This is a genomic window from Myxococcus sp. CA039A, from assembly GCF_013336645.1.
Classification (GTDB): Bacteria; Myxococcota; Myxococcia; order Myxococcales; family Myxococcaceae; genus Myxococcus; species Myxococcus llanfairpwllgwyngyllgogerychwyrndrobwllllantysiliogogogochensis.
Window position 1 is genome coordinate 1 of the sequence record NZ_JABUMQ010000385.1, and the last position, 9,546, is coordinate 9,546.

The 9,546-nt window shown below is 68.7% G+C and carries 5 protein-coding genes and 1 pseudogene; 4 read left to right on the top strand and 2 right to left on the bottom strand.

The annotated features are described in order from the left end of the window. Positions 1-178: 178 nt before the first annotated feature. The gene (locus HR086_RS40675) at positions 179-1,069 is read left to right on the top strand and encodes an NAD(P)-dependent oxidoreductase (protein WP_174458873.1); all 891 of its coding nucleotides are present in this window, start codon (positions 179-181) and stop codon (positions 1,067-1,069) included. Between the two features lie 104 nt (positions 1,070-1,173). On the opposite strand, the gene HR086_RS40680 is transcribed toward HR086_RS40675, so the two are convergent. Both HR086_RS40680 and HR086_RS40685 read right to left on the bottom strand, forming a co-directional pair. Continuing rightward, the gene (locus HR086_RS40680; RefSeq protein WP_174468294.1) at positions 1,174-2,553 is read right to left on the bottom strand and encodes a RagB/SusD family nutrient uptake outer membrane protein; all 1,380 of its coding nucleotides are present in this window, start codon (positions 2,551-2,553) and stop codon (positions 1,174-1,176) included. A 4-nt stretch (positions 2,554-2,557) separates the two neighbouring features. Beyond that, entirely contained in the window at positions 2,558-5,410 is a 2,853-nt protein-coding gene (locus HR086_RS40685) for a SusC/RagA family TonB-linked outer membrane protein (protein ID WP_373564413.1), read from the bottom strand. Positions 5,411-6,173: 763 nt separating this feature from the next. Between HR086_RS40685 and leuS the strand changes: the two genes are divergently transcribed. The 3 genes and pseudogenes from leuS to HR086_RS40700 all read left to right on the top strand — a co-directional run. Continuing rightward, the gene (gene leuS / locus HR086_RS40690) at positions 6,174-8,675 is read left to right on the top strand and encodes a leucine--tRNA ligase (RefSeq protein WP_174468296.1); all 2,502 of its coding nucleotides are present in this window, start codon (positions 6,174-6,176) and stop codon (positions 8,673-8,675) included. 115 nt (positions 8,676-8,790) lie between these two features. Then, on the top strand, positions 8,791-9,285 hold the full coding sequence (locus tag HR086_RS40695) for a hypothetical protein (RefSeq protein ID WP_174468297.1): 495 nt from the start codon (positions 8,791-8,793) through the stop codon (positions 9,283-9,285). Between the two features lie 31 nt (positions 9,286-9,316). Further along, positions 9,317-9,546 (top strand): annotated as a pseudogene (locus HR086_RS40700) (hypothetical protein); the annotation flags it as partial.

Here is a 9,546-nt window from a genome sequence, read left to right on the forward strand (position 1 = left end):
GCGGGGGAGGTGGGCCTGGGCGTGCTCACGCTGGGCCGCGCTTTCGAACACCTGGATGTCTCCGAGGACCGCCCGGAGTAGGCCCGGGCGTTTGTTCCTGGACGCGCGCTGACAGGGTGCTTGCGGCGTCCGGAAGCGGGGCGCAGGGTGGCGCGGACCGAAGGGACGGGAGCGCGACATGAAGCTGGGTTTCGTGGGACTGGGCAACATGGGGCTGCCCATGGCGAAGAGTCTGCTCTCCGCGGGGCACGAGGTGGCGGTGTGGAACCGCACTCCGGCGCGCGGCGAGCCCCTGGTGAAGCAGGGCGCCCGCGTGGTGGCGTCGCCGGCGGAGGCCGCCAGGGGCGCGGAGGTCGTCTTCAGCATGCTCGCGGACGACAGCGCGGCGGAAGCCGTGGCGCTGGGCCCACAGGGCATCGTCACGGGGCTTTCGAAGGGCGCCGTGCATGTCTCGTCGAGCACCATCTCCGTGGCGCTCTCCCAGCGCCTCACGGACGCGCACGCGAGCGCGGACCAGGGCTACGTGGCCGCGCCGGTGTTCGGCCGTCCCGAGGCCGCGGAGTCGAAGCAGCTCTGGGTGGTGGCAGCGGGCACGAAGGCGGACGTGGAGCGCTGCCGGCCGCTCCTGGAGGCGCTGGGGCGGGGGCTCACGGTGCTGGGGGAGCAGGCCTCCATGGCCAACGTGGTGAAGCTCTCCGGCAACTTCCTCATCGCGTCGATGCTGGAGTCGCTCGCGGAGGCGTTCGCCTTCACGCGCAAGTCAGGCATCGAGCCGAAGCAGTTCCTGGAGCTGTTCCAGGCCGTCTTCGCGCGCTCGCCCATCTTCGAGCGGTATGCGCAGGCCATCGCCGAGGAGAAGTACTCGCCGGCGGGCTTCGCCATGCGGCTGGGGCTCAAGGACGTGGGGCTGGTGCTGGAGGCGGCGCGCACGGCGGAGGTGCCCATGCCCCTGGCCAGTCTCGTGAGGGACCAGTACCTCGGTGGCGTGGCCCAGGGGCACGGAGACCTCGACTGGTCCGCGCTGGGGGCGCTCGTGGCGGAGCGCGCCGGGTTGCCGAAGGCCCGTTGATGCATCGGCGCTGACCACGACTCCAGGCGAGCGCAGTGCCGCGCGCCTGGAGCGGGAATGACGAGGGCCTCCAGGAATCAACCCTGGAGGCCCGGTGCGGCGGCCTACTGTCGCGCGTTGATTTCGGCGACGGGGATGGGGTAGCGCTCGTGCGGCCCGTAGCTGGCGTCCAGGTTGCGGGGCAGATCGTTCAGCCGGTTGTAGCGACGCATGTCGATCCACCGGTGCCCGCCCTCGAACAGGAGCGAGTAGCGCTTCTGCACCAGCAGCTCGTCCAGGGCGTTCGCGGCGGTGATGTCCGCGCGAGGCGAGAGCCGGCCGGAGCGGGTGCGGATGTAGTTGAGGTCATCCGCCGCCGGGCCAATCTGGCCCAGGCCGATGTTGGCCTCCGCGCGAAGGAGGATGAGCTCCTCGTTACGGATGATGGGCACCGGCGACTCCGCCGACGGGTACAGCGTGAAGCCCCGGTCCGCCGTCAGCCGGCCACCCGCGGCGCTCGCCGGCTCGTCCAGCTTGGCCGTCTTGCGAGTGACCCGGTCATCCAGCGCGTCGTTCGCCTGGCGCGGCGCATCGGTCTCGATGGAGGGGTGGGCGACGATGGTGAGGCTCAGGAGGTTGTTGTCCACGTCGCCCGAGGCCGCCCGGAACACGTGGTAGACGCCCACGTTGAGCGAAGCGAGCGCCGCCGCCTTCGCGCCGTCTTCAGCGGGCGCGGTGGCGTCGATGAACGACTGGCTCAGCGCCGTCAGCGCATCCTCGTTGCGGCCCATGTACACGGACACGCGCGCCTTGATGGCGCGGTTGAACTTCCGGAACTTCTCCGGCGTGTCGAAGCCCGCGAAGCCGGTGGTCAGCCGGAACGAGAACGAGCCACCCGCGTTGTCCAGGTGAGTGGCCGCCTCGTCGAGCAGCGTCGCGATGCGGGTGAACACCTCGTCCTTGCCGACGATGGGCGCCAGCTGGCCCAGCGGCAGGTCCACGTCGATGGGCGCGCCGTTGGTGTCGTGGGTGTTGATGACCACCAGGAAGTCGAGCGCCTGGATGGTCTTCGTGAAGCCCCGGATGCCCTCCTTCTGCTCGTCCGAGAAGGCCGCGACCTTGTCCAGCGCCGCCAGCACCGTGTTGGCGTTGCGGATGTTGGAGTACGGGGCCGCCCAGAAGTTGCCGCCGAAGGCGCCAGCGCCCGGGTCCAGCGTCGGCCCGAGAATCTCCTCCACAGTGCGAGGATCCGCGGGGTCGAAGACGTACGCCTCGCGGCCGATGGTACCCAACTGCGCGACGTAGCCGTTCTGAATCGCCACGCCCGCGCGGTGTCCGAGCAGCAGGCCTGTGGACGCGCTGTTGACGGCGGAGCTGGTGGGGTTGTTCTTGAACTCGTCCAGGCTGGGGTTGTTCAGGTCACCGATGTCCAGGCTGCCGCAGCCGCCCAGGCCCAGTACGGCGCAGAGCGCCAACACGGTCTTCTTCGTCTGGTAGATATTCATGGCCTTAGAACCCGACGTCGAGCGACGTCCAGAAGCTGCGGCTGGGGGGGAAGGGGGCGACGTCGATGTTGCGAGCGATGGCCTGGTTGCCGAAGTTGCTCACCTCGGGGTCCAGACCCGAGTAGCTGGTGAACATCAGCAAGTTGCGGCCGCTCAGGCTAAGTCGCGCGTTCTGCAGCTTCGGAATCGCGGACACCCAGCCCTTGGGCAGGTTGTAGCTGAGCGTCACTTCGCGCAGCTTCACGAAGGACGCATCCTCCACGTAGATGCCCGCGTTGTTGCGGCGGTCCTGCAGGCGCTGACGACCCGCCGTCTCGTAGTCCACGGACGTGCCGGCGCCGTCATACAGGAAGCGCGTCAGGTTGATGACGTCGCTGCCCTGCTGCCAGTGCCACAGGAAGGACAGGGTGAGGTCCGAGTAGCGCAGGGTGTTGGCCCAGCCGAGCGTGAAGGTCGGCTCGGTGTCGCCAATCTTCTTCACGATGGGGACGTTGTTCTCGTCGCGGCCGACGTTGCCGACAATCTGCGTGGCGGACGAGCCCTCCTCAATGAAGAACGCGCCCAGGGAGTTGCCGAAGCCACCCGCCTGGAACGGCCCCGCCGGCAGGCTCGTCACCTTGCTGCGGTTGAGGGCGAACGTCGCGGAGCTCGTCCACTCGAGCGCCCCGCGCACCGGCGTCACCTGGAGCATGGCCTCGATGCCGCGGTTGCGCAGCGAGCCGCCGTTGACGAACTGGGTGGTGAAGCCCGTGGAGCTCGGCAGGGCGCGCTGCAGCAGCATGTCGCTGATGGCGCGCTGGTACACCGACAGCTCCACCATGACGTCGCCGCCGAACATCAGCGCGTCGACACCGGCCTCGATTTCGCGCTGGCGCTCCGGACGGATGTTCGGGTCACCGGCGACGCCCGTGCCGACGAGGCCCGGGGTACCCTGCACGTTGCCCAGCGCGCTCATGCCGCTGAACTTCATGCCGTACAGCGGCTGGTTGCCCGTCTCGCCGTAGGCCGCGCGGACCTTGAGCTCGTTGATGACCGGGACCGCCAGGGGGATGCGGTAGGCGGACGCCATCTTCGGGTAGAAGAACAGCTTGTTCGGATTGCCGTTGGCGCTGCTCTGCTCACCACGGATGGCGCCGACCAGGGTGAGCCGGTCGTCCAACGTGACGATTTCCTCCTGGACGTAGTAGCCGCGGTCCCGGATGTGCGTCGAGGTGTCGCGCACGCCAATCACGGTGCCGTTGTCCACGCCGGGCTGACCGGCGTTGAGGTTCTCGGAGACGACGTACGTGGAGTCGATGCGGCGCTCCTCGAACTGCACACCGCCGGACGTCGTGGCGGTGAGGAACTTCGAGGCGGGCTTGTACGAGTGCACCAGGTTGAGGCCACCGTTCAGGTTGCGCACCTGGCTGGTGCCGAACAGCGACGTGCCCGGGAAGGTGTCGTCCGCCGGCTCGAAGTTGAGCTCTGGCGGGAACAGCAGCCGGTTCTCCTGCTGGAAGCGGTCCACACCCGCGTTGGCGAGCACGCGCAGGTGGTTCTCGTCGTTCTTCCACAGGTGGATGGTGGCATCACCGGACCCGATGAAGCGCCACACGTCCTCGTCGTTCTTCACCAGCGCGGACGTCTGCAGCGGGTTGGCGCCGTTTCTCAGGAACGGGTTGACGGGGTACACGCCTTGCGCGTTCGGTTCCATGTCGAGGAACTCGGGCACGTTCGGCAGCACCATGTAGTTGGTGATGGTCTGGTTGTCGTTGTTGGTGAGGCCGCGCCGGCCCAACGTGTGGATGAGGTTGGTGGCGACGTTGATGTCCACCGCATCGCCCAGCGACTGACCCAGGTTCAGGCGGAACGACTGCTTGTCGTAGCCCGTGTTGGCGATGATGCCCTCGTCGCTGCGGAGCATCGCGGAGGCGAAGTACTTCGTACTGCCCGACGCGCCGCTCACGCTGGCGAGCGTCTCCGTGGACAGGTCCCTGCGGCCCGCGAGCTTGGCCTCGTGGTCGTACGTCTTGCCCGTGTAGTACTGGGCCGCGTTCGGGCCGAACTGCTCGACGGCCTCTTCGACGGTCTCGAAGCGGCGGCTGCCGAGCTTGTTGGCCAGCGTGTACATGCCCACGCGCTGGGTGATTTCGAACTTCGGCTCACCGGCGCGACCGCGCTTGGTGTTGATGATGATGACGCCGTTGGCGGCCTTGGAGCCGTAGATGGCGGCCGCGGACGCGCCCTTGAGGACCTCGATGCTCTCGATGTCGTTGGGGTTGATGTCCGCGATGCGGTTGACCTGGTTGTCCTGCGTGGGGTTCGGGTTGGAGCCGCCCACGGAGTCGGTCACCACGTAGACGCCGGAGGCGATGGCCACGTCGCTGACGAGCACGCCGTCGATGACGTAGAGCGGCGCCGTGGAGCCGTTGATGGTGGACACGCCGCGCAGGCGCATCTGGATGCCGCCGCCCGGGGCGCCGGAGTTCTGCTGGATGTTGGCGCCGGCCACCTTGCCCTGGAGGGCCTGGTCGATGGTCTGCGCGGGGGCGCGGTTCATCTCCTCGGCGCTGACGGAGGCGACCGAGTTGGCCAGGTGCTTACGGGCGAGCTCGGAGGCTCGACCCACGACGACCATCTCCTCGGAGAAGATGTTGTCGAGCGCCACCGTCACGTCGCTCTGCGCGGCGCCGACGCGCACTTCCCTCTCGCCGTAGTCCTGGCTGGAGAAGAGCAGCGTCACCGAGCCCGCCGGGACGTTGGGCAGCGAGAAGGTGCCGTCCAGCTCCGTCTCCACACCCTGCGTGGTGCCCTTGATGATGACGCGAACCAGGGGCAGGCCCTCGTTCGTCAGACGGTCCGCGACGCGCCCCTTCACGGTGCGACCCAGAGCGGGCGCGGCGGCCGGCGCGGGAGCCGTTGGAGCGGTGCTGGCCGGAGCCGTGGGCGCCGGTACCGCGGGGGCCTGAGCAGCGGGCGCCTGCGGTTCCGGAGCAGGCGGGCTCGCTTCCTGCGCCATTGTTTCCAACGAGAAGAGTGCGATCACGCACCCCGGAATCAACGCTCTCTTAAGCGTCATTCGGATCTTTCCTCGCAACGAACGGTAGGTACGGCCCCCCCAGCAGGTGCCGTGGGCGCGAATCGTCACCGTCTGAACTGAACCAGTCAATGGCGAGCCTTGTTTTTCAAGAATGTTGGCCAAATCCATCCAAACGGAAATATTCCGATCTCGTACCGAGTCGGCGGTGACGCGGGGCGCGATCCGCCTCACGACAGGGGGAGAGCACGTCCCTACCTGGCTGGAGACATCGTGGATCTCCCCGAGGCCAACCCGTCGGGATGGGTGGTGCCTGGCCCGCGGAAGAGCCCGCACGTCGGCCCGTGGCGGCTCGCGTTGGCGCGAGGGGTCGGGCCCCCAGCGCGCGCGGCGAGCGCGTCGCGTGCAGGCGCGGAGCGGGCGGACGGGGGCTTGGACGGGGACAGAAGTGGCCCCGGTCGCGGGTTTACTCAGGTCAGCCGGAGAAATCCGGCCTCGTCGGCCTGAGGGGAGGGCTCCGTCCCCGCCGAGTGTCGGCGAGCACGAGGGCCCGGCGAGACTTGTTGCCCCCAGGGCCGGCCCTCCCATAAGAGGCGCAGCGGATATGGCGATGAACGAGCGTTACGAGCCGCAGTCGATTGAAGGCAAGTGGCAGGCCCGCTGGGACGAGGCCGGCATCTTCCGGGCAGGCAAGCGCCCGGGCGCACCGAAGAAATACGTGCTCGAGATGCTGCCGTACCCCAGTGGCAAGATGCACATGGGCCATGTGCGCAACTACCTCATCGGGGATGTGTACGCGCGCTACTTCCTGATGCGCGGCTTCGACGTGCTTCATCCCATGGGCTGGGACGCCTTCGGTCTGCCGGCGGAGAACGCGGCCATCAAGGACGGCGTGCACCCGGCCATCCGCACCGCGGAGAACATCGTCTCGTTCAAGCACGAGATGAAGAGCCTCGGCTACAGCTACGACTGGGAGCGCGAGGTCAACACCAGCCAGCCCGAGTACTACCGCTGGAACCAGTGGTTCTTCATCAAGATGCTGGAGCGCGGGCTCGTCTATCGCCGCTTCAGCAAGGTGAACTGGTGTACCGGCTGCCACACCGTCATCGCCAACGAGCAGGTGAAGGACGGCGTGTGCGAGCGCTGCTCGTCGCCCGTGGTGGACCGGGAGATGCCCGAGTGGGCGTTCCGAATCACCCGCTTCTCGCAGGACCTGTTGGACGCGCTGGACACGCTCAAGGAGTGGCCGGACCGCATCACCTCGATGCAGCGCAACTGGATTGGCCGCTCGGATGGCGCGGAGGCGGACTTCCGCATCCAGGGCCATGACGCCTCCTTGCGCGTCTTCACCACGCGCATCGACACCATTTACGGCTGCACCTACGTGGTGCTCGCGCCGGACCACAAGCTGGTGGCGCAGGTGACGACGCCCGAGCGCCGCGCGGACGTGGACGCCTTCGTCAAGCGCATGGCGGCCCAGTCCAAGACGGAGCGGACGGGAGAGGACACGGAGAAGGAGGGCATCTTCACGGGCGCCCATGCCGTCAATCCCTTCACGGGCCAGCAGGTGCCCATCTGGATCGCCAACTTCGTGTTGAGCGACTACGGCACGGGCGCGGTGATGAGCGTGCCCGCGCACGACGAGCGCGACTTCGCCTTCGCGCGCAAGTACGCGTTGCCGGTGAAGGTCGTCATCCAGCCGGCCACGGGCGACAAGCTCCCGGCGGGCGACGCGCTGGAGGCCGCCTTTACCGACTACGGCGTGCTGGTGGACTCGGGTGAATACACCGGGATGACGTCCGAGGCGGCGCGCACGGCGATGGCCGCGAAGCTGGAGAAGGACGGCCAGGGCCGCGCCACGGTGACGTACCGCCAGAAGGACTGGGGTTTCAGCCGCCAGCGCTACTGGGGCACGCCCATCCCCATCGTCTACTGCGAGAAGTGCGACCCGGAGCGCCACGGCATCCCCGTGCCCGTGGAGCAGCTCCCGGTGAAGCTGCCGGAAATCGACGTTCAGGAGGTGCTCACCGGCAAGGGCGAGCCCCCGCTGGCGAAGGTCGCCTCGTGGGTGAACACCACGTGCCCGAAGTGCGGTGGCCCCGCCCGGCGCGAGGCGGAGACGATGGACACCTTCGTCGACTCCTGCTGGTACTTCGCGCGCTACCTGTCGCCGCACTACGACGCCGCGCCGTTCGACCCGAAGCAGGCCCAGCGCTTCCTGCCCGTGGACATCTACGTGGGCGGGCCCGAGCACGCGGTCATGCACCTGCTCTACTTCCGGTTCTGGACCCGGGTGATGAAGCTGCTGGACTTGAGCCCGGTGGACGAGCCCGTCAAGCGTCTGATTACGCAGGGCATCGTCAACGGTCCGGATGGCCGGAAGATGTCCAAGCGCTGGGGCAATGTCGTCGCCCCGGCCTCCATCATCCAAGAGTACGGCGCGGACACCGCGCGCGCATACGTCATGTTCGCTGGCCCGCCGGAGCGCGACTTCGACTGGTCAGACGATCAGGTGGAGGGCGTGTTCCGCTTCCTCAAGCGAGTCTGGGTGCTGGCCTCCACCCACCACGCCTCCGTGGCGGGTGCCACGCATGACGGCCCCTTCGAGGGCAAGGCGCTGGAGATCCGCCGCGCGGCGCACAAGTGCCTGAAGCGGGTGGGGGAGGCCATCGAGCGGCTGTCCTTCAACACGGCCATCGCCGGCATCATGGAGGGGCTCAACGCGCTGTCCGCGACGGGGACGCCGGAGACGCCCGCGGAGAAGGCTGCCATGGCGGAGGCGGTGCGCCTGCTCGCGGTGGTGCTCACGCCCTTCGCGCCGCACATCGCGGACGAAATCGCGGAGGCCTACGGGAGCAAGGAACTCACCGTCGCGCAGCCGTGGCCCGACTTCGACCCGGCGCTGGTGGTGGACGACGTCATCCCCTACGCCGTGCAGGTGAACGGCAAGCTGCGCGCGGAGATTCGCGTGGCGGCGGACGCGGGAGAGGCGGACGTGCGCGCGGCGGCCGAGGCGGATGAGCGGGTGCAGTCCGCCATCACCGGCAAGACGCTGCGCAAGTTCGTCTTCGTGCCCAAGCGGCTGGTGAACTTCGTCGTCGGCTGAGCGGGGACCCTGGGTGCCCGCCGAGGTCCTCGTCATGTGCACCGCGTGCGGCCAGCCCCAACCGGCGGGCGGCGCGCGGTGCATCTCCTGCGGCGCCCCGCTCCCGGAGGCGCCCATGCCAACACCGCTCGGGCCCTTCCTTTCGGCGGACCTGGGGGGAGGGCGCTCCCTCGTCGGAGAGGGCGGGCGCCTCACCTACCGCGCGGCCGACGCCGTCCCCCCGCTCATCGTGGAGCTCATCCAGCTCCGGGCGTTGACGCTGGAGTCGCGTCCCTTCTTCGAGGCCCTGGTGCTGTGCGGCTTCGCGGTGGTGGGGTTCGTGGCCGTGGGGCTCCCGCTGAAGCTCGTGATGTTCGGCCTGGCGGCGCTGGGTGGCCTGCTGGCGGCGGTGTGTCGGGTGCACGCGCTGGTGCTGGAGACGTCCACCGGAGGGCGGCTGCGCTGGCCCCTGGGGCTGGCGCGGCGGGGCTCTGAGCGGGATGCGCGACTGCTGGGCGCCTGGAGCACGCTGGCGGGCGCGGTGAAGGCCCGAGGCGTCGTGGTGAGGGATGCGAGCGGGGCCGTGCTCACCGCGCCCTCATCGGAGCCGCCCGACGGCCCTCGCGCTTGACGGAGTGCTTCGGGCGGGTAGGGTGCCGGCCATGTCGCTTCCCTTCAGGAGTGCCTCACGGCGTCTCCACCTGGCCGTGTTGCTGACGGGTTGCTCGGCGTTGTTTTCAGGGTGTGGCTATCGCCTGACGCCGCGCGGCTCGGGCCTGCCCGCGGGCGTCAACACCGTGTGCGCGCCCATCTTCGGCAACGACACGTCGGAGCCCGCGCTGGAGACGCTCTTCACGCGCTACTTCCGTCAGGAGCTGACGCGGGTGGGGCG

Excerpts from the sequence above, each read along its gene's own strand:
- HR086_RS40695 (WP_174468297.1), top strand. The coding sequence starts at position 8,791 with ATGCCAACACCGCTCGGGCCCTTCCTTTCGGCGGACCTGGGGGGAGGG.
- HR086_RS40680 (WP_174468294.1), bottom strand. The coding sequence starts at position 2,553 with ATGAATATCTACCAGACGAAGAAGACCGTGTTGGCGCTCTGCGCCGTA.
- HR086_RS40675 (WP_174458873.1), top strand. The coding sequence starts at position 179 with ATGAAGCTGGGTTTCGTGGGACTGGGCAACATGGGGCTGCCCATGGCG.
- leuS (WP_174468296.1), top strand. The coding sequence starts at position 6,174 with ATGGCGATGAACGAGCGTTACGAGCCGCAGTCGATTGAAGGCAAGTGG.